15 protein-coding genes are annotated in these 25,256 nt (G+C 55.1%); 9 read left to right on the top strand and 6 right to left on the bottom strand.

The features are described 5' to 3' along the window. The first annotated feature begins 4 nt into the window (after nt 1–4). Together PUV47_RS03080 and PUV47_RS03075 are read left to right on the top strand one after the other, a co-directional pair. On the top strand, nt 5–2,221 hold the full coding sequence (locus PUV47_RS03080; RefSeq protein ID WP_413697801.1) for an RNA degradosome polyphosphate kinase: 2,217 nt from the start codon (nt 5–7) through the stop codon (nt 2,219–2,221). After that, complete coding sequence (locus PUV47_RS03075; protein ID WP_274216974.1) at nt 2,214–3,740, top strand: Ppx/GppA family phosphatase; 1,527 nt, start codon at nt 2,214–2,216, stop codon at nt 3,738–3,740. Before PUV47_RS03080 ends, PUV47_RS03075 begins: the two co-directional genes overlap by 8 nt. A gap of 52 nt (nt 3,741–3,792) precedes the next feature. On the opposite strand, the gene rnd is transcribed toward PUV47_RS03075, so the two are convergent. Continuing rightward, nucleotides 3,793–5,037 (bottom strand): ribonuclease D, encoded by a 1,245-nt coding sequence (rnd, locus tag PUV47_RS03070; protein ID WP_274217418.1) that lies wholly within the window; start codon nt 5,035–5,037, stop codon nt 3,793–3,795. A gap of 291 nt (nt 5,038–5,328) precedes the next feature. Between rnd and aspS the strand changes: the two genes are divergently transcribed. Continuing rightward, the gene (gene aspS, locus PUV47_RS03065; RefSeq protein ID WP_274216973.1) at nt 5,329–7,113 is read left to right on the top strand and encodes an aspartate--tRNA ligase; all 1,785 of its coding nucleotides are present in this window, start codon (nt 5,329–5,331) and stop codon (nt 7,111–7,113) included. A gap of 127 nt (nt 7,114–7,240) precedes the next feature. After that, on the top strand, nt 7,241–9,022 hold the full coding sequence (locus tag PUV47_RS03060) for an ABC transporter ATP-binding protein (RefSeq protein ID WP_274216972.1): 1,782 nt from the start codon (nt 7,241–7,243) through the stop codon (nt 9,020–9,022). An 87-nt stretch (nt 9,023–9,109) separates the two neighbouring features. Here the strand turns inward: PUV47_RS03060 and PUV47_RS03055 are convergent, their stop codons facing one another. The 3 genes from PUV47_RS03055 to PUV47_RS03045 form a co-directional block, all read right to left on the bottom strand. Then, the gene (locus tag PUV47_RS03055) at nt 9,110–11,122 is read right to left on the bottom strand and encodes a hypothetical protein (protein ID WP_274216971.1); all 2,013 of its coding nucleotides are present in this window, start codon (nt 11,120–11,122) and stop codon (nt 9,110–9,112) included. 39 nt (nt 11,123–11,161) lie between these two features. Beyond that, on the bottom strand, nt 11,162–12,334 hold the full coding sequence (locus PUV47_RS03050) for a hypothetical protein (RefSeq protein WP_274216970.1): 1,173 nt from the start codon (nt 12,332–12,334) through the stop codon (nt 11,162–11,164). A gap of 93 nt (nt 12,335–12,427) precedes the next feature. Continuing rightward, the gene (locus PUV47_RS03045) at nt 12,428–13,348 is read right to left on the bottom strand and encodes a sugar kinase (protein ID WP_274216969.1); all 921 of its coding nucleotides are present in this window, start codon (nt 13,346–13,348) and stop codon (nt 12,428–12,430) included. A gap of 163 nt (nt 13,349–13,511) precedes the next feature. On the opposite strand from PUV47_RS03045, the gene PUV47_RS03040 reads away from it, so the two are divergent. From PUV47_RS03040 to PUV47_RS03025, 4 genes are all read left to right on the top strand, one after another. Then, nucleotides 13,512–15,152, top strand: a complete 1,641-nt coding sequence (locus PUV47_RS03040) for an EAL domain-containing protein (protein WP_274216968.1) — start codon at nt 13,512–13,514, stop codon at nt 15,150–15,152. A 430-nt stretch (nt 15,153–15,582) separates the two neighbouring features. After that, nucleotides 15,583–16,395, top strand: a complete 813-nt coding sequence (locus PUV47_RS03035; RefSeq protein ID WP_425313726.1) for a ferredoxin--NADP reductase — start codon at nt 15,583–15,585, stop codon at nt 16,393–16,395. A gap of 71 nt (nt 16,396–16,466) precedes the next feature. Then, complete coding sequence (locus PUV47_RS03030; RefSeq protein ID WP_274216967.1) at nt 16,467–17,003, top strand: regulatory protein RecX; 537 nt, start codon at nt 16,467–16,469, stop codon at nt 17,001–17,003. A 122-nt stretch (nt 17,004–17,125) separates the two neighbouring features. Continuing rightward, nucleotides 17,126–18,190, top strand: a complete 1,065-nt coding sequence (locus PUV47_RS03025; RefSeq protein ID WP_274216966.1) for a heparin lyase I family protein — start codon at nt 17,126–17,128, stop codon at nt 18,188–18,190. A gap of 30 nt (nt 18,191–18,220) precedes the next feature. Here PUV47_RS03025 and PUV47_RS03020 read toward each other — a convergent pair whose 3' ends face one another. Further along, nucleotides 18,221–19,888, bottom strand: a complete 1,668-nt coding sequence (locus tag PUV47_RS03020) for a formate--tetrahydrofolate ligase (protein ID WP_274216965.1) — start codon at nt 19,886–19,888, stop codon at nt 18,221–18,223. Between the two features lie 260 nt (nt 19,889–20,148). Between PUV47_RS03020 and PUV47_RS03015 the strand changes: the two genes are divergently transcribed. Then, nucleotides 20,149–21,042, top strand: coding sequence for a DMT family transporter (locus PUV47_RS03015; protein ID WP_274216964.1), 894 nt, complete (start codon nt 20,149–20,151; stop codon nt 21,040–21,042). A 351-nt stretch (nt 21,043–21,393) separates the two neighbouring features. Here PUV47_RS03015 and PUV47_RS03010 read toward each other — a convergent pair whose 3' ends face one another. Then, on the bottom strand, nt 21,394–25,059 hold the full coding sequence (locus PUV47_RS03010; protein WP_274216963.1) for a vitamin B12-dependent ribonucleotide reductase: 3,666 nt from the start codon (nt 25,057–25,059) through the stop codon (nt 21,394–21,396). Nucleotides 25,060–25,256: the final 197 nt, after the last annotated feature.

Raw genomic sequence — 25,256 nt, 5'->3', positions numbered from 1 at the left:
GAGAATGAATGATATGACCGAGTTGAGCGCGCAGCCGGTGGCGACGCGCGAAGAAGATTTGGCAAATCTGGAAGACGGCGCGGCTCTGATGCGCTCTCCGGAGCGCTTTGTGAACCGCGAACTGTCATGGCTACAGTTCAATCGCCGGGTTCTCGAAGAATCCATGAACCCCAGCCACCCGCTATTGGAGCGCCTGCGTTTCCTTTCAATCTCTGCCAACAACCTCGATGAGTTTTTCATGGTCCGCGTTGCGGGCCTGCGCGGTCAGCAAATTGCTGGCGTGTCCAAGCGCTCCGATGACGGCTTGACCCCCCGTGAGCAGCTCGACAAGATCTCTGAGGCGGTTGAGCGGTTGCAAAGTGACCAGCAGTCTCGCTTCCGGCAGCTTCGCACCGAGCTTGCTGAAGAAGGCATCTTCATCGTCGATGGGGATGACCTGAGTTCCGCCGAGCGCACTTGGTTGGAAGACTATTTTCTCCTGCACATTTTCCCGGTTCTCACACCGCTGGCACTGGACCCGGCGCACCCGTTCCCGTTCATTCCAAACCTTGGCTTCTCCCTGATCCTTGATCTGAAGCCAAGCAAGGGCGGGCCGGGCATGACCGCGCTGCTGCGCATGCCAAGCCAGATTGGCCGCTTCGTGATGTTGCCAGAGCCCGATGGTGAGGGCACAAAGGTGATCCGTTTCATTACTGTTGAAACCATCATTAGCCTCTTCATCGCCCAGCTTTTCCCGGGTTACGAAGTGCGCGGGCAGGGGGCGTTCCGCGTAATCCGCGATTCCGATCTGGAAATCGAGGAAGAAGCGGAAGATCTGGTTCGTCTTTTTGAGAGCGCTTTGAAGCGCCGGCGTCTGGGGTCCGTAATCCGTCTGGAAATCGAAGAGGGGACGCCTTCGAACCTGATGCGGTTTGTTGCCGACGAGCTGAATGTAAAAGGCGACGAAGTCTTTAAGGTCAATGGCTTGTTGGCTCTCAACGAGTTGTCACAGCTTATTGACATTAACCGTGATGATCTCAAGTTCACCAAGTATTCTGCGCGCTTCCCTGAGCGCATTCGAGAGCATGGTGGCGACTGTTTTGCAGCGATTCAGCAGAAGGACATCCTCGTCCACCACCCTTATGAGAGCTTCGACGTTGTGGTCCAGTACCTGCGGCAAGCGGCACAGGACCCGGATGTTGTGGCCATCAAGCAGACGCTGTACCGCACGTCCAACAACTCTCCGATCGTAAAGGCGCTGATTGAAGCGGCTGAGGCGGGCAAGTCCGTAACCGCTCTGGTCGAGCTGAAGGCGCGTTTTGACGAGGAAGCCAACATCCGTTGGGCCCGCGATCTGGAACGGGCAGGCGTTCAGGTGGTGTTCGGGTTCCTCGAACTCAAGACACACGCCAAGCTGTCCATGGTGGTGCGCCGCGAGCATGGCGGCCTAAAGACCTACTGCCACATTGGCACAGGCAACTATCACCCAATCACGGCGCGGATCTATACCGATCTGTCCTACTTCACCTGTGATCCTCAGATTGCACGTGACACGGCGAAGATCTTCAACTTCATCACCGGTTACGCCGAGCCGGGCGCGCTGGAGAAGATCGAGATTTCTCCAATGACACTGCGCCAGCGGATCATCGATCTGACTGAGGCCGAGATTGAGCACGCGCGCGCCGGTCGTCCTGCTCAAGTATGGATGAAGATGAACTCGCTTGTGGATCCCGGTATTATTGACTGCCTGTACAGGGCAAGTCAGGCCGGTGTACAAGTTGATCTTGTCGTGCGCGGTATTTGCTGCTTGCGCCCTGAAATTCCTGGACTTTCCGATAATATTCGCGTGAAATCCATCGTAGGACGTTTCTTGGAACACAGCCGAATTTTCTGTTTTGGCAATGGTCATGGGCTTCCATCTCGCGAAGCACATGTGTATATCGGCTCCGCGGATCTTATGCCGAGAAACTTGGATCGCCGCGTGGAAACGCTCGCGCCGGTGGTCAACGCAACTGTGCACGAACAGATTTTGGATCAGATTATGGTCGCCAATCTAGAAGACAATCAGCAGAGCTGGCGCCTGCTTCCAGATGGCAGCCATGAGCGTATCATAGCGGCTCCTGATGAAGATCCGTTCAATGCACACATGTATTTCATGACGAATCCGTCATTGTCTGGGAGAGGTTCATCGCTGAAGGGGGATGGACCAAAACTGTTTGTGGAGCGCCCGAGAAGTGCCTGAAGGTTTAGAGGGTGAGTGTATTCGGGGCCGCTTTATCGGAGCTGGCCCCGTTGCGATCATTGATATTGGTTCCAACTCTATTCGACTTGTTGTTTATGAGCGCCTGTCGCGCAGTCCGACCGCTCTTTTCAATGAAAAAATGTTGGCAGGCCTCGGCCGTGGTCTTGGTCAGACGGGACGTCTGGCCGACGACCGTGTTGAAGCCGCACTAAAAGCGATTACCCGATACCGCGCCGTTTGTGAGCACATCGGGGTAACAGAACTTAGAATTCTGGCCACCGCCGCCGCCCGCGAGGCCTCCAATGGCCCGGACTTTATCCGGCGGGTTGAAGAGATTTGCGGCACGACGGTGCAGATTTTCTCAGGGCGAGACGAAGCCCATTACTCTGCAAAGGGCGTCGTCTCCGGTTTTTGGCGAGCGGATGGCATGGTGGGCGACCTGGGCGGGGGTAGCCTCGAGCTGGTGAACCTTGATGAAGGTACCATTGGCCATGGCATGACGTTTCCCCTTGGCGGCATTCGCTTGCAGGAAACCGCCAAGCGTAGCCTTTCCAAGGCTGCAAAAATCGCCACTACGGAACTGGGAAAAGCCGATTGGCTGACAGAAGCGCAAGGGCGCACGTTCTTCGCAATCGGCGGCACCTGGCGCTCTCTGGGCCGCCTGCATCTGTTCCGTGAAGGCTATCCACTTCATGTCATGCACGACTACTCCATTCCGGCGGATGCAGCTATTGCGTTCTGTGAACGCGTGATGCGCGACGAAGAAGTCGCCATGCGCGGCATTCAGTTCATCTCCAAAGCCCGCCGCGCCCTGTTGCCTTACGGTGCCACGGTGATGCGTGAGGTGTTGCTGCAAAGCAAGGCGGAGCGGGTGGTGTTTTCCGCTTTGGGCGTGCGAGAAGGTCTGCTTTACGAAATGCTGGCGGATGACGAACGGGCCAAGGATCCGCTGATCGAAGCCTCCAAGGAGCTTGGTCTCTTGCGGGCGCGCTCGCCCAACTACGGCACGGAACTCGTGGCGTGGACCAACCGCTTGTTTAACCTGTGCGGCGTCAGCGAAACCGACTATGAGCGCCGCCTGCGTACAGCAGCCTGTCACCTTTCGGATATTGGATGGCGCGCCCATCCAGACTATCGCGGTGAACAGTCTCTCAATGTAATCTCAAATGCAGGCTTTGTGGGCATCGATCATCCGGGCCGGGCATACCTTGCGCTCTCTGTGTTCTATCGCCATGAGGGGCTGGTGGATGATGCCGTCTCTCCTGAGCTTTACAAGCTGTGCAGCGAACGGCTTCTCAAGATGGCCCGTATTTTGGGTGCATCCTTGCGAGTGGCGTCGCTTCTAAGCGCCTCCATTGAAGGCGTACTGCCGCAGCTTGGGTTGAGCCTGGAAGAAGACAAGCTCGTTTTGACGCTTCCTGAGGGATACGAAGCCTTTGATGGGGAACGTCTGCGCAAGCGGCTCAATCAGCTGTCGCGTCTGTTGGATCTCGACTCTGAAATAGTCGCAGCGGCCTGAGGGCTGGAAAACAATGCAAACAAAAAGGCCCTCCAGATCGAGGGCCTTTTTGTTATTCGCCTGTCTCTGCTGTGGCTGGTGCTTTGGGCCGGGAGTTTCTGTTCCGGCGACGGCTGCCATTGCCTCGTGTCTGGACAACCCGCTCTACAGGCTCACCCTGTTCGCACAGCACCACCTGGCGTCCGTTGAAAGCAATTGCCACTTCACCGCGCTTGAGACGCAGGGCCGGTTCCCCAAAGAGTTCCCGGCGCCAGCCCTTCAAAGCTGCAACATCTGCCTCATCGTCTGCGGCGATCTTTTCAAGATCCTCGACAGTAGCAATCACTTTCGGCGCGACGCCTGAGTTCTCGCTCGTCATCTTTAGAAGAACCTTGAGAAGATCAACAGCGGCTCCAGAACCATCTGGCGCAGGGCGGCCTTTTGGAAGTTCAGGAAGCTCTTCTTCCGGCACAGCAAGGCCACGCGCAACCGCCTTCAAAATGCCGTCCGCGTGCTTGGAGCGCTCAAATCCCTTTGGGATCGTGCGCAGCTGGCTCAGCGCTTCTGCACTCTTGGGGTGCTGCATGGAAATTTCATAGATCGCATCGTCTTTCAGCACCCGGCTACGCGGTGTGTCGCGGCCTTGGGCTTCAGACTCACGCCAAGCTGCCAGTTCTTTCAAAATGGCAAGGTCTCTTGGCTTGCGAACCCGCAGCTTCAGCCGCTGCCAAGCCTTGTCCGGGTCAGAACGGTAGGTTTCTTCCGAGGTCAGCGTTTGCATCTCATCGCCAACCCAATGGGCGCGCCCTTGCTCTTCAAGGCGCTTGATAAGGTAGCGATACACGTTGCGAAGGTGCGTGACATCTGCCAGCGCATAGGCAAGCTGCTTTTCGGTGAGCGGTCGGCGTGACCAGTCCGTAAAGCGGGAAGACTTGTCAATGGCGGTTCCGGTAATCTTCTGAACCAGTTGGTCATAGGAAACCGAATCGCCAAAACCGCACACCATCGCTGCGACCTGGCTGTCGAACACCGGAGAGGGTACAAATCCGCCCAGATGGTAGATGATTTCGATGTCCTGACGGGCGGCATGAAACACCTTGGTAACCGCCTCGTTGCGCATCAGGTCGAAGAACGGTTCAAGATCGAGCCCTTCGGCAAGCGCGTCAATGATCACGGCGTCATCGGGGCTCGCCATCTGAATGACACAGAGTTTCGGCCAAAACGTGGTTTCCCGTAAAAACTCGGTATCAATGGTAACAAAATCGGATTGTGCAAGCAGTTCGCAGGCCTTAGCCAGCTCGTCGGTGGTCGTGATCATCTTCATGGTTTGCGAGCTATAGCGTAATGTCGCCATTTTGTCCCGACCAAAAATTAAATCTGGCAGCTCTTGAGGCGGATAAAGGCAGATTATTGACAGGAACTTTCCCGATACGGCAGTTCCCGAACGGCGAAACTTCGTATTCTGGGAAATAATAGCGTTAAAGCCGTGTGTTTTGCTTGCGTCCCTTGACTTTGCCGTTATGACATGGCTTTTCCACCCGACGACCTGTCCAAGGGGACAGGACTCATCAGTTCAAATTCGAGTTTTAAGACTATCACTGAGGACGCTATGCATCGCTATCGAAGCCATACCTGCGGAGAGCTGCGGGAAACCCACGTAGGTGAAACGGCACGCCTTTCCGGTTGGGTTCATCGTGTTCGCGATCACGGCGGTTTGCTGTTTATCGACCTGCGCGACAACTATGGCATGACGCAGTGCGTTGTTGATCCTGATTCCGCCGCCTTCAAGCTGGCTGAAACCGTGCGCGCTGAATGGTGCATCCGTATCGACGGCGAAGTGAAGCGCCGGTCTGAAGAGACCGCAAACGAAGGTTTGGAAACTGGACACATTGAGGTGTTCATCCGTGAAATGGAAGTTCTGGGCGCTTCTCAGGAGCTACCGCTTCCTGTTTTTGGTGAGCCTGAGTATCCAGAAGACATTCGCCTGAAGTACCGCTTCCTTGATCTGCGCCGCGAAACTTTGCACGCAAATCTTTTGAAGCGCACCAAGATCATCAATTCCATGCGCCGTCGCATGAACGATGCGGCGTTCAACGAGTTCCAGACACCAATCCTGACCGCGTCTTCTCCAGAAGGTGCACGCGACTTCCTGGTTCCGTCTCGTATTCACCCAGGGAAGTTCTACGCGCTGCCACAGGCACCGCAGCAGTTCAAGCAGCTGCTGATGATGTCCGGCTTTGACCGTTACTTCCAGATCGCACCTTGTTTCCGTGACGAAGATCCACGCGCTGACCGCCTGCCGGGCGAGTTCTATCAGCTCGACGTGGAAATGAGCTTTGTTACTCAAGAAGACGTTCTGACCACCATGGAACCGATCATCCGCGGTGTGTTCGAAGAGTTTGCCGAAGGCAAGCGCGTCACCGGTGAATTCCCGCGCATTCCTTATGCCGAAGCGATCCGCAAGTATGGCTCTGACAAGCCGGATCTGCGTAACCCAATCGAAATGCAGGAAGTGACCGAACACTTTGCAGGCTCTGGCTTCAAGGTCTTCGCACGCATGATCGAGAACGACCCGAAGGTAGAAGTTTGGGCGATCCCGGCACCGAAGGGCGGCTCCCGTGCGTTCTGCGATCGCATGAACTCTTGGGCGCAGAGCGAAGGCCAGCCAGGTCTGGGCTACATCTTCTTCCGTAAGGAAGGCGATACGTTGGAAGGCGCTGGCCCAATTGCCAAGAACATTGGTCCTGAGCGTACAGAAGCCATCCGCACTCAGCTCGGTCTGGGCGAAGGTGATGCTGTCTTCTTTGCCGCTGGCGATCCAAAGAAATTTGCAGATTTCGCAGGCAAGGCACGTACCCGTGCGGCAGAAGAACTGGAACTTGTTGACGAAGACCAGTTCGCACTGTGCTGGATCGTGGACTTCCCGATGTACGAATGGGATGAGGAGAACAAGAAGGTCGACTTCTCTCACAACCCGTTCTCCATGCCGGAAGGCGGCCTTGAAGGCCTGAACTCCAAGGATCCGCTTGAGCTGAACGCATATCAGTATGACGTGGTGTGTAACGGCTTCGAGATTGGTTCTGGTGCGATCCGTAACCACCAGGTCGAGGTCATGAAGAAGGCCTTCGAAATCGCTGGTTACGATGAAAGCCTGTTGGAAGAAAAATTCGGCGGCATGTTCCGCGCATTCCAGTATGGCGCGCCTCCACACGGTGGCATGGCTGCTGGTGTAGACCGCATCGTGATGCTTCTGATCGGCGCAAAGAACCTGCGTGAAGTGACCCTGTTCCCGATGAACCAGCAGGCACAGGATCTGCTGATGGGTGCACCGAGCGATGTGTTCCCCGCGCAGCTGCGTGACCTGCACATTCGCCTGAACCTGCCAGAAGCGTAAGTCGTAGGGCAGGTTGCAACGCGATGTTGTAATCTCATACCAATTTGGAGGGCGGCCTTGTTTATAGGTCGCCCTTTTTGCGATATAGCGCGAGGTGACTCCCGCGTTTCATACTTGAGGACTTCAGGTGTTCAAAGCCATTGGTGATAAACTGTTTGCTGATCCGGATGGGGCGCCCGCGCTGATCCGTCGGCTGATGAGGGAAAACTTCCGGGACTATCGTGGCAGGTATGCGCTGGCATTCCTGTTCATGGCCGTTTCTGCAGCCGCCGGTGCAGGCAGCGCTGCGATCATGAAAAACGTGATCAACGAAGTGTTCATCAACCGCGATGCCCAGATGGTCTACATCATCTCTGGAATTGTGATCGCGATCTTCACCATTCGTGGTGCGGCCACCTACGGCCAGCAGGTCATTTTGAGCCGCATTGGCAATTCTATCATCGCCAAGCTCCAGCGCCGGATGTATGAGAAGGTCAACAGTCTTGGCATGCGGTTCTTTGATCACACCTCCTTTGGTGAGATCGCCAACCGGTTCTCGCACAATACGTCTGCCGCACGGCAGGTCATGGATCTGGTTATCCTTGCAGCAGGTCGTGATGTGATGTCTGTGATTGGACTGGTTGCGGTGATGGTCTACCAAAATCCACTTCTCAGTCTGATTTCTCTCACCATCATGCCGCCGGCAATTATTGCGGTAGCGCACCTTGTGCGCCGCGTGCGCAAGATTGCGAAATCCCAGTTTGTGTCCCAGTCCAAGATCCTTTCTTTGGTCAAAGAGACCGCCTTGGGGATCCGGGTGGTTAAGTCCTTCAATTATGAAGGTGACATGCAGCGTTCCATGGATAGCGCCGTGGCTGATGTGGAGCGTCAGGCCAACAAAATCGCCATTTTGACGGCACGAACTTCTCCGCTGATGGAAACGCTGGGCGGCTTTGCCATTGCGCTGATCATCCTCTACGGCGGCTACAGTGTGATCCACCTCGGGCAGGATCCCGGAGCGTTTTTCTCGTTCATTACCGCTCTTCTTCTTGCCTACGATCCGATGAAACGGTTGGCACGCCTGCAGGTGAATCTGAACACGCAGCTGGTTGGCGTCAGGTTGCTTTACGAAGTGCTGGACATGGAAGAAGCGCATCCAAATGACAAGAACCTTCCGGATCTAAATGTCACCAAAGGCGAGGTGAAGCTCGACAATTTGCAGTTTCATTATGATGAAGCGCCAGCATTGGATGGCATGACGTTGACCGCAAAAGCGGGCGAGGTAACTGCGCTGGTTGGGGCGTCTGGCGCAGGCAAGTCAACCGTGTTTGCCATGATAGAGCGGTTTTATGAGCCGCAGGGCGGGGCCGTGCTGATCGATGGTCAGGACGTGACACAGTACACCGTGAAGTCACTACGCAAGAACATCGCTATTGTCACGCAGGATACTTTCCTGTTTGACCGTAGTGTCCGTGAGAACATTGAGATCGGTCGCCCGGGCGCTTCCCTCGAAGACATCATGGAAGCAGCAAAAAACGCCAATGCCCACGAGTTCATCATGGCCATGGAGAAGGGCTATGACAGTCCAGTAGGTGAGGGCGGGCTTCTGCTTTCGGGTGGGCAGCGCCAACGCGTAGCCATTGCTCGCGCGATGTTGTCCAATGCACCAATCCTGCTGCTGGATGAAGCCACATCTGCGCTTGATGCCGAATCTGAGAACAAGATCCAGATCGCATTGGCGCGGCTCATGAAAGGCCGTACCACGCTGGTGATTGCGCACCGACTTGCTACCGTGCGGGATGCTGACACCATTCACGTTCTGGAGGCTGGCAAGGTTATCGAGAGCGGCAACCACGATGCGCTCTACAAGATGGATGGGGTCTACCGGCGTCTGTGCGAATTGCAGTTCCGTTCTGAAACGCAGTCCTGACCGTCAAGTTCCTGAAGATAAAGAAAAACCCGCGCTTCCGGATGGAGGCGCGGGTTTTTTGGTTTTGTGGTGATTGGCGGTAGCGCCTTAGTTCTTGATGGTTGCTCCCAGAACCTTTGGTAGGGCCTGCGGGGCAAGCATGGCGTTCGCCGCAATCTGCATTACCGGAACAGCCTGTTCTGGTGCCAGCTCGATCTCAAGATTCTCCGGGTTCAGAAGGAACAGGGCGAGCTTGTCCTGAAGTTCCTTGCCAAACTCGGTGTTGGCAACCGGACCCAAATTCTTGACCATCTCGGAAACAAGCATATCGACAAGGACGTCTTCCGGCATGCCGGATTGTTCCGTAGACTGTTTGATGAACTTGGTTACCAGCTTGGCATCTGTAATGCGGATAGAGCCGCGGTTCAGAGTAATGTTGACCAGTGCAGCTTCAGCCTCGTCCGGCGTTTCGAAGATCATACGGTCAACGCCGCCAAGCTCAATGTTCAATTGAACGTTGAAGCCCTCTGCAAGCTCAATGTTGTCGTTGAGAACCAGCTCTTGAGTGTCCTCATTCCAAGCAATGTCGGTGTTTTGGTCAAGCTTGATACGTTCACCAACCAGTGGAACCAGAGCGTCGCCGTCAAACTCATTCGGCATTACATTGAGGGCTTCGGTTTTGAATGAGACCTTTGTTGGGATCTTGTTGATGTAATCCGTCAGGTAGAGCGCCATGCCTTTCAGCGACAGCGCGTCCTTGCCATCTTGCACCAGCTTGATGTCGCCAAGTTCAATTGCGCCAATCTGCGGAGCTTTATCCAGAGCAGCCTGAATTGGTGTTTCAGACACATCCTTGGCTGAGAGCATCACCTCGACGAGATCAGGATATATTACGTCCCTGATGGCGAAGTGGCCGAGTGCCATGTTGCGCTCATCGCGAACAGAAGAGATTTCCAAGCCCGTAAGCTGGATACTGCCAAATCCCTTACCGCTGAAGTCGCGCAGGGCAATCTCACCAAAGTTGGCTGTGGCAGCTTCGCTGCCGAAAGAGATGTCCTGAAGCAGGAAGCTGTCAAACGCGAAAGAGCCAATATGTTTGAAGACATTGCGAGCTGCAGTCTCCTCAAAATCGCCATCGGTTTCGTTGTTGTCTTCGATTACTTGAAGCAACCGGCTGAAATTACCTGGTGCATACTTGAGCTTGGAGATGGACACCAGATCTGCGTTAAAGTTGGCTGTTTCATCCTTGGTTTCCACCTCGGTTCTAATGTCCTGGATGGACATTGATCCGATTATTTCCTGCAGACCCTCAGTTTGCTCCGAAAGACCCAGGAAACTGAGAATTGGCAAAGAACTGAGATCTCGTGCAGACGTTTGCCCCATGGTAATGGCTATTTTCTTTGGCCGGTCGGTCTCTGCGCTCTCTGGGAAAATCTCGGTGGTCTCATAGGAAGCCACATCGTAACGGGCGAGCTTGCCACCTCTTCGATCCAGCAAGTCCATTCCTGTCAAGCGCGCTGTCTGACTTCCCCCACCAGGAAGTTCCATCTGTGTTTCGACGCTCGCAATCGTCTCCCTATCTGCCGAACTCGCCAAGAAGAAAGCCTGCAATTTCGCATAGTTTTCAAAAAGCGACGGTGATGTCAGGATCGGGTAGCTACCCTCTTTGGGAATGCTGACATTAAAGCTCCGGTACTCCAAGAGCTTGCTGGTGCTGCTTGTTGGAAGATCCGCATCCTCGGCGTCATCAGGGTAGTTGAAGGTCATGTGCATTCCGAGTTCCGGAATAACAATCTCCTCAAAAATATAGGAATCGGCGTTTTCTTCAGCCCCAACGAGATCAACGGTCGCGGTGTCGAAGGCGGCATGAATTTCAAATGTGGAGTCCTTGAACGTGAAGGAAATCGGCACTTCCATCTTCACGTTGGAAAGCGTGACCGTATCGCCTTCTTCTGAAAAGCCTTCGTAGCTTGCGACAGAGGCACCTGCTGCCTTGTAGGAGGCCATTACGCCATCGACGATGGAACGGGCATCGGAGGCCAATGCAGGCGTGGCAGCGAGGCTCAGCGCAAGCACGGAGGCGCACGTCGCGCTGCTGTAAAATGAGGATGACTTAAGCATGCAAATTTGAAACTCGGTTAGTGGGTTGTGCGTCAGCGATCATTGGGTGTTCGCTGTGATTGTAGCCCCTAGCAGATAGGGAAGACTGGAAGGTGACAGCATAAGGGTTCCCATCACCTGAGCAACGGGAACGGGAGCCGTCGGGTCAAGTTTAAGTTGAAAACTCTCAGGTTTTCGCAGGAACGCTTCTGTACCACTTATGAGTTGTGCATTGAACTCGGGCGCTTTGAAGGGCAGCAAGACCCGTTCAAGCGTTTTGCCGAGCTCCTTTGCCAGTGCTTCACGGTCCTGATCGCGGGCGTTGGCCTCCATATCCAGTATGTCGGCGAGCTGACCGTTGTTTTCGAGACGAAGGCTGAGCGAGCTGATCTGAATGGTTTGCAGCAGGTCCAGCGCAATCACGCTTTCCTGGGCGGCAAGGGTCGTGAACTCGAGAATGAGTTCCTCGGTAACGCCGCCAAAGGAAGCGGAAAGGCTCAAGGTCGCATAGTCTTCTGCCGAAATCGAAACATCGTTTACAGTTAGAGTGCCGCTTTCGGACTCCCAAAGGCCATCGGCAACCGCTGAAAGAGACAGTTCGCTGATTCCGAGACGCGCCAGAGCACTCTGCTGACCGGTGCTGAGCGCATTCAGGTCTGGGCGCAGGCCTGAAAGCTCAAGACGTGCGTGGGACGGCAGACTTCCTTGGTCCCGATCCAGCGCCACTGTAATTTCGCGAATGGGGACGATCGCCCCTGTGGTGTAGTCTTCGATCACAATGCCCTGTACCGCAGCCGTGCTGTAGGACAGAACAAGGTCGGTGTGTTGGTCCACTGAGAACTTGGGCGCGCTCGGAAAGAACATTTCTGTCATGAGCACCCGGTTGGCCGAGAAGCTCAGTTCCGGGCTGCCGAAGGACAGCGCGTCAATGGCAAGCGCTTCCACCGATAGGTCACCGTTAGCATGGAGCTTGGGTTTGGCAAGGGCAACACCCTCAAACACCAACGCATATTCGGCGCTGTTGTTAAGCGTCGCGCGCAGATTGCCGATGCGAATGTTGCCATCTGTGACGGTGATTGTCTCATAGGCAAGGGCCGTGGCACCCCGTTGCTTGAGTACTTGGAAGAACGCTTCAGCGACTGCGTTCTGCTCTGCTGAAGCAGGTCCGCAGTAGAGTACGATCACAGCCGACAGTGTGAGGACTGCGCTCCTTAAACTGGATGCTACTTTCACGATTAGCCCTCCCAAGCGCCGTTTGAGGCTGCTACTGAAACTGGTTTGGCGCCTGCTTGCAATCAAATTTTGACGAAACAAGGTCATCGGCCCTCAAGGAGAGCCGTCTCGCTTCGGTTCCAATAGCGAAATCGTGAAAGATGCCTCGGTGTCTTCAACGTCGCGCAAGGTGGGTAGCGAAGCTTCATTTCCAAGATATTGAATGGAGTAGGCCGAGGCGGTGCGTGCGAAGCGGAAATGGGTCTCCCACTGTTCTGTCGGGTTTGTCAGATAGGAGTAGATGTAAGCCCCGTGGAAGGTGTCGCCTGCGCCATTGGTGTCTATGGTCTTGGAGGGCGGTATGGAAAGGGCAGGCAGGTGCCTTGTCTCGCCGTCTCCTTCAAACCACAACATGCCATACTCCCCGAGCGTGACGCCGCCTACTTTCACTCGTTTGGACCGCAAGTAGTCAAGCGTCGCGTCATATGACTTGCCAATCTGCTCGCAGAACAACTCTGAAACAATAGCTACGTCTATGAACTCCAGAATTTCGTCGGTATCCTCGCGAAAGGCTCCGCCGTCCATTGAAGTCAGGATGCCCTTCTTCCGGCAGGCTTGGGCGTAGTGAAGTGCTGCGTCAGGCATGTGGCCATCCACATGCAGTGCCCGGCAGCCCTCAAGGGAGAGTTCCGGGTAGGGATGCAGAAAGTCGTTGTCTCGGCAGCGCACAATCGCCCGGTGGCCTCCTTGAGGCATGATGAAAGACAGGGAGCTCTCATTCACCTTCCGGCTGTGAAGATGAATTCGGTACTTTGACGCCATATCGCGGAACATATGAGCCAGCCAATCCTCCGCAACGGTGCACATGAGGTCTGGCGCTAGGCCCAGCTTTGCGCATGCAAACGCTGCTGTTACTGCATTCCCGCCAAAGCTGACGGCATAGTCTTCTGCCAGCGTCTTTTCATCTCCGGTCGGCAGAGCTTTGGTTAGAAACGTGATGTCGATGTAGGCTTGACCGATAAAAAGGGCTTCCATGAAAACCTCCCTGCAGCTGATGAGAGATATACTAGCGCATCCATGCGCTGGGGACATTCGGGAAGATCAAAACAATGATTAAAGAAGTTCGCAGTTTCTTTACTCTTTCATAGTTAAACAGGAAGCTGAGGTATTGCTGCGCACATAGATCTAGGATCACCCATTGTCACGACGTTATACCAGCTTCATTCGGTCGCTGTGCCTGGCGTTGATCTTCTCGCTTGGCCCCTTGATCGTGGCCAACTATGTGCTCGAAAACTTTGCCCTTCAGCAGGCAAAGCAGGAAGCGCGCTCCATTGGCGAGCGTTTCATCACCCGCTCAGAACTGACAATCAACGAAGTTGTCTTGGAACTGCAGTCCTTGGAAACTGCAGGCGTGGTGACGTGCCGCCGCGATCACTTGGATGCACTGCGGGAAGTCGTTAGCAAGTCGGCGTACATGGAATCCATCGGCATCGCAGATGCAAGCGGTAAGCCGATGTGTCTGGTGCCAAGTCGGTCATTGCGCGGTAAACCTATCCTTACAATGCTGGATGATGGAGCCCCGCTGATTGGCATCGGGATGACCGATCAAGGCTATGACAGCATCAAGAAAGCCATAATCTCTCTGCGCACGCCCAACGGATGGCGCCTTTTTTCTGAAGTGTCTCCCTTGGCGCTCAACATTGAGCCAGGGCCTGAATATCTGCGTGGCGCGGTGCGGACAGAAGTAAGGCTCGGACCAGAGACAATCTGGGCCACGGTCGGCAGTCTCAATCTGCCGGAGGGCGAGAGCGATACGACGATCATTTCTCAAACTTCGCTCTCAACGTGGTATCCGTTGGTGGCGCGAGTAGACATTAACGGCTACGCGGCTTTATCACTGGTCGGCCGTTTGCAGATAATCACTGCGATCGTGTGTGCAACAGTGGCCGTGCTGTTCCTTGTCATTGCTGTTTGGTACTCATGGCAGCCTGACAACGAGAGTGAAGATGAGTTCGTCGCTGCCATCAAGAACAACGAGTTCATTCCCTACTATCAGCCAGTAATCGACATTGAGACCGGTGTTTTGCAGGGGTGTGAGGTGCTCATGCGCTGGCGCCGTGAGAATGGCGAAATGGTCTCTCCTGGCCAGTTCATGACCTATGCCGAGACATCCGGCCACATCTTTGAAATGACGCGCCGCTTGATGGTTCAGATCATCGATGAGGTAGGGGATCTTTATGAAGCAACGCCGGATCTGAAGATTTCCATAAACCTGTTCGCTGGACACTTCAAAGATCGAACCATTGTCGAGGACGTTGGAGAACTGTTTCAGGGCAGCCCAATCAAGTTGGAGCAGGTGGTTCTGGAAGTGACAGAACGTCAGCCACTGCATGACATCAATGCCGCAAAGAAGATCATTGCCGAACTGCAGGCCATGGGCGTGCGCATTGCGCTTGATGACGTAGGAACAGGGCACGGCGGCCTCGCGTATTTGCAAAAGCTCGGCATGGATATCGTTAAGATCGACAAGATGTTCGTTGACCCGCTGGGACAGGAGACCAGTACCGCACGGATCGCCGACGCAATTGTTGAGCTTGCAGAAAACCTCGGCATGGGCATCATCGCTGAAGGCGTTGAAACCTATGAGCAGATCCTTCATCTGCGAAAGCTGGGTGTGACAGCCGCTCAAGGCTATATCTTTGCAGCACCACTTCCGGGCGATGCGTTCCTCAAGTTTGCTGAGGAGCATGAAACCGGTACTCGGAATATCGTGGCGGAGCTCGACAGGAACTATGAAGCCCGTCAAGAAGAAGCTCAGCCTGCTGCTGCCGGCTCCTAACTAATCCTCCTTCCGAATTGTTTTGGTAGCCTTAAGAGTAGCGCTGCCTTAATGCGCGCTGTTTGGCACGACGACGCTTGGCATCGCAATTGAGCCATCACTCTGAGCATAATCATAAATTATTCCATAACTACAACTGGTAATCTATCTTTTGCCGATTGATAGGGTCGGGTACTGGGTTACCTCGCATCCAAACCAAGCCCTGTGGTTCTTTGTGCGGGGAAGACCTTGGTGCGAAAGAATGTGTGGTAATACCAATCGTGGTTTGCTATAGGCGCTTTAAAGTAGAGGTGTTCTAGTCAACCGCTCTGACATAGATGATTATTCTACAGGCTGCCTCATTTTGGTCAGCGCTGACGTCGAACGGTGCTTGTTCTGAAGCTATAACCAAGAACACAGAGACGACCACGTTCAGAATATGGGTACACAGATGAATGTCATCATGAGAGGTGAGGAGTTGGCTGCGGCGATTCCGGAAAACGTGCACGCTGAAAAAGTCACTGCCGTGAAACACTATACCGATCGCTTGTTTCAGTTCCGCATCACGCGTCCTTCAAGCTTCCGTTTCCGTTCTGGGGAGTTTGTCATGATCGGGCTCATGATCGATGGCAAGCCGTTGTACCGCGCCTATTCAATCGCCAGTCCGTCATGGGATGAAGAACTGGAGTTCTTTTCGATCAAGGTGCCAGACGGTCCGTTGACCCAGCATCTCCAAAAGATCGAGGTCGGCGATACCATTCTCATGAAAAAAAAGCCAACTGGTACCCTCGTCAATGACGCGCTGGTGCCAGGAAAGCGTCTTTACATGTTCTCGACAGGCACCGGCATTGCGCCTTTTGCGAGCCTCATTCGCGACCCCGAAACCTATGAGAAGTTCGAGGAAGTCATCCTGACGCACACATGTCGCAATGTGGATGAGCTCAAGTATGGTGAAGACCTTGTTGCCGCCATTGGCGAAGACCCACTTATCGGCGAGCTGGCCCAAGGAAAGCTGCGCCTTTATAACTCCGTGACCCGTGAAGATTATCCGCGCACCGGACGCATCACCGATTTGATCGAAAGCGGCAAACTCTTTGATGATCTCGGTGTGCCCAAACTGGATCCTGCGGTGGATCGCGGCATGATCTGTGGTTCCATGGAAATGATCCGTGATACCAAAGTGCTTCTTGAAAAGAACGGTCTTACCGAAGGTGCCAACAACAAGCCGGCAGAGTTTGTCGTGGAACGTGCTTTCGTAGGCTAGAAGTATTTTAGAAAGGCCTCTATTCAGGTGACCAGTTCTGATTGCTGGTGAGACTTGAACAGGGGCCATTTTTGTCGCCGGAACGACGTAAAAAGTATCTGAAAAACGCAGCCGCCTACTATCTTTCCAAACACGCTGCATCCGAAGAACAGCTTCGGCTGGTTTTGGTTCGCAAAGCGCGTCGGAAGGCCGAAGCGTTGGAGCAGGAACCGGAAGAGTGGCTCTCCGACATCTCTGAGACAGTGTTATGGTTTGTCGGCCACGGTTTCGTCAACGATGCTGAGTTCGCTCGCGTCAAAGCCAATGCAGGGCTTGCGCGGGGTAAGTCCTCAAGGCGCGTACAAATGGAGCTCAAGGCCAAGGGCGTGGCTGACGAGATTGCCAAGGATGCGCTTGAACAATCCGATCACGATGAAGATCTGGCATGTCTGCGACTGGCAAGGCGTCGGCGCTTGGGTCCTTTTGCCCGGCCGGATACACAGGTCGATGAGGCGAGGGAGATAGCCAAGTTTGCGCGCGCCGGCTTTGGCTATGACACCATCCGCCGCATCAGGGACTTAAGCCTTGAAGAAGCCGAGAATGCGCTTCTTGATGGCTTTTTGCCCTGACCTTCATTGTTTCTTCCAAAATCAGCAGCATAGTACCTTCAGAACGTTGGGTGAGCCTTGCCTTTCGCTTTGGCTTCTCCGCGTTCTCGCAGAGTGACCTATAACAATAAATGGGGCCGCACATGGCGCTCGATAAGTCACGGGTCCTTCACGGACTGCTCGCGGCGTTTCTCCTTGCCGGCATCCTGGGGCAAAGCGCTGAAGCGCGCAAAACCCCCGGTTCCGGGGAAGGCAAGGAAAATGAAAAGCCGCTTATGGTGCGCGAGTGCGCCATACTTGCCGATGACTTCGCTCATTTCCCCGATCAAGAAGTTTGGGACCCTGGACGGGTAAAGCCACCTCACGCCTTTAACTTGGACAACATCACCGTGCGACAGGGCGGTTCGTCGCTTGCCATCTCCATTAGTGGTGAAGACCAGGTAGACGGAGAGGGGAACCTGAAGCATGAGCTATGGGTGGCCAATGACAAACGCTGTAACTTTGGTGAAGAGGTCTGGTATTCCTTCAGCTTTCGCATTGAAGGGCGGTTTTGGAACACGGGCAGCACAAGATGGGTGATTGGGCAATGGAAGGAAGACAGCGGTGGCAGCCCGTTCCTGGCGCAGCGTTTTGACAATGGCGTCTTTCACATCACTGTTCAGCACAATGAAACCCGGGAGCTTGTGGCCAAGTCCGCTGGTAGCTTCGAACAGGACTTCGCGCTATTTCGCAATGAGTTCAAGCAGTTGCTTTTGCTCGATCCCAACTACGCCTTGAGGCAGGCGAACAAGGCAATCGCGTCGAGCGAAGTTGCGAGCTATGAGGTTGCGGTTGAAAAGTACAAGGAAGCGATTGCGACGCAGGATGTAACGAAGTTTCCGTTTTTGAACGACAAGGCTCAGTTCAAGAATGATCCCGGCATTCATATAGAACTCTCCGATAACCCCTTCCTGCCAGACCCCACTGAAGGCTGGGTGGATATGCGCTATCGCATCAAAGGGAGCCGGGAAGGGCAAGGAATCATCGAGATATGGGCCAACGACCGGTTTATTGCCCGAGTTACCGGTTTCATCGGAAATAATGAGTTCGCAGGGCCGACGCAGTATTTCAAGTTTGGTCACTATCGGGACCCGGACCGCCACGATTTCAAGGCCGTGCTCCATTTCGACCGTTTTCGCCGCGGTCATAGCCGTGAGGATGTGGACTAGCCCCGTCCTCACGCCATGACAATTTCCGGTCTAGAAAAGGCCCTCGATCTGGCCGTTTTCATCGAGGCGGATGCGTTCTGCTGCGGGACGTTTAGGCAGGCCCGGCATGGTCATGATGTCACCGGTAAGGGCTACAATGAACCGGGCCCCGGCTGAAAGACGCAGCTCGCGGATGTCAAGTGTGTGGTCGGATGGCGCACCAACCTTCTTCGGGTCCGTTGAGAACGAATAGGGCGTCTTGGCGATGCACACCGGAAGAGTGCTTTTTCCGAGAGCCACGGTCTCTTTGATTTGACGTTTGGCGTTTTTGCCGAGCGAAATACCTTCTGCGCCGTAGATCCGGGTTGCAACTGCGTTCAGCTTGTCTTCGATGGAGCTTTCAACAGTGTAGAGCGGCTCAAACTGTGCTGGCGTTGTCTCCATGAGCGCAACCACCGCTTCTGCAAGTTTTTCGGTGCCTTTGGAGCCCTCCGCCCAGTGAGAGCACAGAACTGTGTCGGCACCGCAATTGCGGGCCGCCTCACGGATGAGATCAAACTCCTGCGGTTGATCCGAAGTGAATTGATTGATGGCCACCACAACCGGTACGCCGAACTGCTGCATGTTGCGGATATGGCGCTTTAGGTTCTCACAGCCCGCGCGCAGTGCGTCTTGATTGAGCGCATCCAAGTGGTCTTTGGCCACGCCGCCATGCATTTTCAGCGCCCGCACCGTTGCAACCACAACCGTCGCCTGAGGCTTGAGGCCTGCACTGCGGCACTTGATGTTGAAAAACTTCTCCGCGCCAAGATCGGCACCAAAACCGGCTTCTGTCACCACAAAGTCTGCCAGCTTCATGGCGGCTTTGGTGGCAATGACCGAGTTGCACCCGTGGGCAATGTTGGCAAAAGGGCCGCCGTGGATGAGCGCAGGCGTGTTTTCCAAGGTCTGAACCAGGTTGGGCTGCAACGCTTCCTTCAAAAGCACTGTCATGGCCCCATGCGCATTGAGGTCCCGTGCGGTGACAGGAGACTTGTCACGGCGGTGAGCCACAACGATATCGCCAAGGCGCTCTTCAAGGTCGCTCAGGTTCTCAGCAAGACAGAGGATCGCCATGACCTCAGAGGCCACGGTGATGTCAAAACCGCTGGTCGCGGGATGGCCGTTCTTGATACCGCCAAGGCCTGTGGTGATTTCACGCAAAGCCCGGTCGTTCATGTCCTCAACCCGGCGCCAGACAATGCGGCGCTGATCAATCTCCAACGCATTGCCCCAGTAGATGTGGTTGTCGATCATGGCGGAAAGCAGGTTGTGGGCGCTGGTGATGGCGTGGAAATCGCCTGTAAAATGGAGGTTGATGTCCTCCATGGGCACCACCTGCGCATGGCCTCCGCCAGCCGCGCCTCCCTTCAGCCCGAAACAGGGTCCAAGGGAGGGTTCGCGCAAGCAGATCGCCGTTTTTTTGCCGATGCGGGAGAGGGCGTCTCCAAGCCCGACGGTGGTCGTTGTTTTGCCTTCACCTGCGGCTGTGGGCGAGATCGCCGTAACCAGAATGAGCTTGCTCTGGGGGCGATCGGCCAAGCCCTCCAAATAGGTATTGCTGATTTTCGCTTTGTATCGACCAAAGGGCTCGATGGCGTCTTCCGGAATGCCGAGTTCCTCACCGACCTGACTGATCGGTTTAAGGGAAGCGGCACGGGCGATGGCAATATCGTTCATGCGGATCCAGTCTGATCTCTCGCGCGTTACCGCGAGGGCTATGGCAGGGTTCAGCGCGGTTTAGCAAACACCGAAATTCCATGCAATGGGACAAACGCCATGCGTGAGCCCATCGGCCGTCGAACTTGGTCCGCAAATGGAGCCGTTTCGGGCGACACCTGCAACATATGCAAGATTTGGGTGGGGAACCGGAATGCAGTCTTTCCTTGCGCCCTTGTGCGTACTAACAATCTTGGTCCCAACGCTTTTTGAGTTTTCCCATGTTTATGTTCGAAATGGCCGCGCTTGGTGCAGCGCTTTGCTGGGCAGTCGGCGGACTAATCTCCTCACGCCCCTCCGCACATCTTGGCGCAATCGGTTTCAATTGCGTACGTATGTGGTTCGTCGTGGCCATGACACTGGCGTATGCGCTGGTGTCCGGTGCCTTGTTGGACTTTGACTTTGGTACACTGGATATCATCCTGATCTCCGGTTTCGTCGGCATCTTCCTTGGCGATACCGCCCTGTTTTTGACGTTGAACCGCATGGGGCCGCGCAGGACCTCGATCCTGTTCGCAATGAACGCACCGATCTCCGCCGTGCTGGGTTGGATCTTTTTGGGAGAAGATCTTTCTGCCTTGGCAAGCATCGGCATTTTGACTGTTGTTGTGGGCGTTGTTCTGGCCATCGTATTCGGCAAGCGCAAAGATCAGCTGCACCAATGGGAAAGCATCAAAGGGCCCGTGGTTGTTGGCGTTGCCCTTGGCCTTGTGGCTGCGCTCTCCCAGTCTCTTGGGTCACTTGTCATCCGCCCCGTGATGCAGGGCGGCGCTGATCCCGTTGTGGTCGCATTGCTTCGCTGCCTCATGGCGGCCACATGTTTGACGATGCTCATGCAACTGCCAAATCCTCGGTTCAAACTGGCCAACCCATTAACAGGACAGATTGTCAGGCGCACAGCGCTCTCTGGATTCTTAGGAATGGGCCTGGGCATGACCCTGCTGCTGTTTGCACTGGAAGGTGGTGAGGTGGGTATCGTTTCAACACTGTCCGCCACAAGCCCGGCGTTGCTGCTGCCCATGCTGTGGTGGCGAACCAGAGAAAAGCCAGCCATGGGCGCGTGGATCGGCGCCGCTCTGGTGGTCATCGGCTGTGGTTTGATCTTCACGTCTTAAAGTAGAAAGTTATTTATTTACAAAGATTTATCTAGAGTAGGTAAAGCCTTGCATCATGCACATACCGCTAAGGTGTCGTGAGCCTCTTCAGTCCTGTAGGATCATGCTCCTCATCGATTGAAGCGAAGCGCGACACAGCTCAATGAGGAGCCAGATCAAACAGATCCGACTAGGGCTCATAGACCCATTAGTCGTCTTGTTTGCGCAAGCCACTGATGGGTTTACACGCTAAAAAGAACCCGCCCGATCGTTTCCGATGGGCGGGTTCTTTTGTTATCTAAGCCGGTTTGAGCCGCTTATTGGCCTAATTTGGGCGTCCTATGCAGCTCGGGACACCAAGGGGCTGAAGCGTTAGCTGCAGCCACTGGTGGAGCCACAGGTGTCGCACTTCAGGCAGGTGCCATTGCGCACCATGGTGAAGTTACCGCACTCCGAGCAGCTCTCGCCCTCATAGCCTTTCATGCGGGCCTGCGCGACCTGAGAGGCGACGGATGGCTGAGGTTGCGCTTCTGCCAAGCCGACTTCCTGCACAACCGCTGCCGATGCGCTGCCATCACGGCTGAACGCTGTGGCAATGGCCTGGCTCTTGATTGCGATCTCGCCATCGGCAAGCCCGGCAGGCTCTCCACCCGGTACCAGACGGAAGCGTTCGGTCTGGCCGCGGACAAGACCGTGAGAGACCACAGCCGGCTGGCTTTCAGTTTCCGCGTCCCCTTCAGACAGAGCGGTTGCCGAGCCGATCGCCTCTGGCGGTACATGGGCCAGATCGTTGCGACCCAGATAGGACACGGCCAGTTCACGGAAGATATAGTCAAGAATGGAGGTTGCATTCTTGATGGCGTCGTTGCCCATTACCATGCCCGCAGGTTCAAAACGGGTGAAGGTGAAGGCGTCAACGTATTCTTCAAGCGGCACGCCGTACTGCAGGCCAAGTGAGATGGCGATGGCGAAGTTGTTCATCAACGAGCGGAAAGCCGCGCCTTCCTTGTGCATGTCGATGAAGATTTCACCGATGCGGCCATCCTCGTACTCGCCAGTGGTCAGATAGACCTTGTGGCCGCCAACCGATGCCTTTTGGGTGTAGCCCTTGCGGCGGTTCGGCAGGCGTTCGCGGGTGCGCACGGACCGTTCGACAATGCGCTCCACGATGCGTTCTGCAATCACTTCAGCGCGGGCAGCTTGCGGCTGAGCAGCAATGGCCTCAACAACATCTTCGGCTTCTTCCTCATCATCTTCAAGCAGCTGAGAGTTCAGCGGCTGAGACAGTTTGGAGCCGTCGCGGTAAAGGGCGTTTGCCTTCAGACCAAGCTTCCATGAGAGCATGTAGGCGTCTTTACAATCATCAACGGTGGCTGCATTTGCCATGTTGATGGTCTTGGAGATCGCGCCGGAGATGAACGGCTGGGCCGCTGCCATCATGCGGATGTGGCTTTCAACGGACAGGTAGCGCTTGCCGATACGACCACATGGGTTCGCGCAGTCAAACACCGGATAGTGCTCTTCCTTCAGGTGCGGCGCACCTTCAAGGGTCATGGCACCGCACACATGGGTGTTGGCGGCTTCAATGTCTGCCTTGGAGAAACCAAGGTGGGCCAGCAGGTCGAACTCGAAGTCGTCGAGCTTGTCCGCTGGAACGCCGAGCTTTTCCGTCAGGAAAGCATCGCCAAACGTGAACCGGTTGAAGACAAACTTGATATCGAACGCAGAACCCAGAGACCCTGCGAGCTTTTCAAGTGCCTCATCATCAAAGCCCTTGGCCTTCAATGTTGTTGGGTTGATGGCCGGTGCCTGATTGATGGACCCGTGACCAACAGCGTATGCTTCAATCTCGGCAATTTCAGAGGCCGAGTATCCCAGTGCACTCAACGCTTCCGGAACCGCGCGGTTGATGATCTTGAAGTAACCACCACCGGCAAGCTTCTTGAACTTGACCAGCGCAAAGTCTGGCTCAATGCCGGTTGTGTCGCAGTCCATCACCAGACCAATGGTGCCGGTTGGCGCAATCACACTGGTCTGTGCGTTGCGGTAGCCGTTTTTCTCACCAAGAGACAAGGCGTTGTCCCATGCTTTCTTGGCGCGGTCGATCAGGATCGGTTCAGGGCATGACTTGTGGTCAAGCGCAACGGGAAGGGTGTTCAGGCCCTCGTAGCCCGCGGTTTCGCCATGGGCGGCGCGGCGGTGGTTGCGGATCACGCGGAGCATGTTCTCTGCGTTTTCGTCATAGCGCGGGAACGCCCCAAGCTCGCCAGCCATTTCGGCGGAGGTGGCGTAGGAAACGCCGGTCATGATTGCGGTGATTGCACCACACAGCGCACGTCCTTCCTCACTGTCGTAAGGAATGCCGGAGGTCATGAGCAAGCCGCCAATGTTGGCATAGCCCAGACCAAGGGTGCGGTACTCGTAAGAAAGCTGCGCGATCTGCTTGGAAGGGAACTGGGCCATCAGAACGGAAATTTCCAGAACGATGGTCCAAAGACGCACGCCGTGTTCAAAACGCTCGTGGTCAAAGGAGCCGTCTTCCATGCGGAACTGAAGCAGGTTCAGGGATGCAAGGTTACACGCGGTATCGTCCAGGAACATGTATTCAGAACATGGGTTGGACGCGCGAATTTCCCCACCAGCGGGGCAGGTGTGCCAGTCGTTGATGGTGGTGTGGTACTGAAGGCCCGGATCAGCTGAAGCCCATGCGGCATAGCCGATCTGTTCCCAGATGTCCGCTGCCTTGACGGTCTTCACAACGTCGCCCTTGACGCGGGCGACGAGATCCCAGTCGCCGTCGTTGGTGACTGCGTCGAGGAAGCCGTCTGTCACGCGAACGGAGTTGTTGGAGTTCTGGCCCGCTACGGTCAGGTAGGCTTCAGAGTCCCAATCCGTGTTGTAGGTCGGAAACTCGATGGTCTTGTAACCTTGACGCGCAAACTGAACCACGCGCTGGATGTAGTTGTCTGGAACCAGTGCCTTCTTTGCCGCCCGCATTTCGCGTTTGAGGGCAGGGTTCTTCTTTGGGTCGAAGCAATCGTCGCCTGAACCTTCACAGTTCACGCAGGCGCGCATGACCGCCTGAAGGTGTTTCTGGCAGATTTTGGAGCCGGTCACGAGAGCCGCAACCTTCTGCTCTTCGGTCACCTTCCAGTTGATGTATTCTTCAATGTCAGGATGGTCTACATCGACCACCACCATCTTGGCAGCCCGGCGGGTGGTGCCACCAGACTTGATGGCGCCAGCTGCGCGGTCACCAATGCGCAGGAAGCTCATCAAGCCGGAGGATTTGCCGCCGCCTGCAAGCTTTTCGCCAGAGGAGCGAAGGCGAGAGAAGTTGGAGCCGGTACCAGAACCGTATTTGAACAGGCGTGCCTCACGAACCCAAAGGTCCATGATCCCGTTTTCGTTCACCAAGTCGTCGTCTACGGACTGAATGAAGCAGGCGTGCGGTTGTGGGTGTTCGTAGGCAGAAGAAGAGCGGGTCAGCTTGCCGCTTTCATGATCCACGTAGTAGTGGCCTTGGCTTGGACCATCAATGCCATAGGCCCAATGCAGGCCGGTGTTGAACCACTGCGGAGAGTTCGGCGCCACCTTTTGGGTCGCCAGCATGTAGCGCAGTTCGTCGAAAAACGCTTGAGCATCAGCCTCGCTATCAAAGTAGCCGCCTTTCCAGCCCCAGTAGGTCCAAGTACCGGCAAGACGATCGAATACCTGACGGGAGTCGGTTTCAGATCCGAATTGTTCTTCTTCAGGCAGATCCTTTAAAGCGCGGGTATCAGGCTTTTTGCGCCACAACCATGAAGGCACGGAGTTTTCCTCCACGGCCTTCAGGCGGGCAGGCACACCGGCTTTGCGGAAGTACTTCTGCGCAAGAATGTCGGAGGCGACCTGTGAAAACTGAGTTGGTACCTGAATGTTCTCCAGGCGGAACACAACGGAACCATCCGGGTTGCGGATTTCGCTCGTTGCTTCACGGAACTCGATATCGGCGTAGGGGGATTGCCCCTCCTGCGTATAGCGCCGTTCGATCTTCATACATGCCCCCTTAACAAGCCACCAGCATGCCACACTGGTGACGGGTAAGAAATTTGCTTCGCGCCCGTCTCCGCCGCTGGATCAGGTGTTAATCACGAAGCTGGTTGCCAATATAGTATGGTCGAGACACATTCACGATAAATCTGCGCAAGGCCTACCATATGTTGTGTTTATTTTTGGTTAACACACAATAGATA

It is taken from the genome of Pseudovibrio exalbescens, assembly GCF_028737195.1.
In the GTDB taxonomy this organism is placed as follows: Bacteria; Pseudomonadota; Alphaproteobacteria; order Rhizobiales; family Stappiaceae; genus Pseudovibrio; species Pseudovibrio zosterae.
The sequence above is the reverse complement of the archived record's forward strand: the minus strand, read 5'-3'. Positions and strand labels throughout refer to the sequence as shown.